We start from the raw sequence: 1,205 nt of genomic DNA on the forward strand, positions 1-1,205 counted from the left end.
GGGTCATGGTGGCGCGCAAGCCGAGGACCTGCACTGTCTGCTTATCGGCATTGTGCGACGGTTCTGAAGGCCCGGGGGCTCGGGTGCATCCACATTTTCTCGCATAGACTGCCCTCCCCATGCCGACCACCTCCGCTCCATCCGCCCTGCTTCCCGTCCGCCGCGTCGCTGTCGTCGGAGGCGGGCCGGCCGGCCTCATGGCCGCCGAGGTGCTGGCCGCGGGCGGCGCGTCGGTCGATCTCTTCGACGCCATGCCTTCGGTGGGCCGCAAGTTCCTGCTGGCGGGCAAAGGGGGGCTGAACCTGACCCATGCGGAAGCCATCGAGCGCTTCGTGGGCCGCTACGGCGCGCAGGCGGACACGGTGGCGCATTGGTTGCAGATCTGGTCGCCCCAGGCCGTGCGCGACTGGGCCGATGGCCTGGGCGCGGCCACCTTCGTCGGCAGTTCGGGCAAGGTCTTCCCGCACGAGATGAAGGCCGCGCCTCTGTTGCGCGCCTGGCTGCAGCGCCTGCGTCGCGCCGGGGTGCGCTTCCACATGCGACACCGCTGGCTGCCCGAGTCTCTGGCCCTGTCTGCCGACGGCCCGCTGAGCCTGCGCTTTGCTTTCCCCTCGGGTGAGGCGGTGGTGCAGGCCGACGCGCTGCTGCTGGCCCTGGGGGGCGCCAGCTGGTCGCGCCTGGGTTCCGACGGACGCTGGGTGTCCGCCCTGGCGGCCGCTGGCGTTCCGGTGGCGCCGCTGCTGCCGGCCAACTGCGGTTTCGACGTGGGCTGGAGCGAACACCTGGCCAGCCACCATGCCGGGGCGCCGCTGAAGAACGTGGTGCTGCGCTGCGCCGGGCCGGCGGGCCCGTCCTTCGAGCGCAAGGGCGAGTGCGTGCTGACGGCCACCGGCCTGGAAGGCAACCTCGTGTATGCCGCCTCGGCCTGGCTGCGGGACCAGATCCAGCGCCAGGGCCACGCGACCCTGACCCTGGACCTGCGGCCGGACCGCAGCCTGGACGAACTGCAGCAGGCCCTGGCCCGGGGCCGAGGCGCCCGTTCGCTGGCCAACCACCTGCGCGAACATGCGGGCATCAAGGGCGCCGCGGCTGCCCTGCTGCGCGAGGGGGTGTCCGCCGAGGACTGGGCCCGGCTCAGCAAGGACGTGGCCTGGCTGGCCGCTCGCATCAAGGCCCTGCCCATCACCGTGACCGCCCCGCGGCCG

The 1,205-nt window shown here is 72.7% G+C and carries 1 protein-coding gene; it reads left to right on the top strand.

All coding sequences use genetic code 11. From position 1 onward, the window contains the following. Positions 1-119: 119 nt before the first annotated feature. Positions 120-1,205, top strand: a 1,086-nt coding sequence (locus I73_RS08985) for a TIGR03862 family flavoprotein (RefSeq protein ID WP_083876646.1), incomplete at its 3' end; no start/stop codon positions are given.

It is taken from the genome of Ideonella sp. B508-1, assembly GCF_000333615.1.
GTDB lineage: Bacteria > Pseudomonadota > Gammaproteobacteria > Burkholderiales > Burkholderiaceae_C > Ideonella.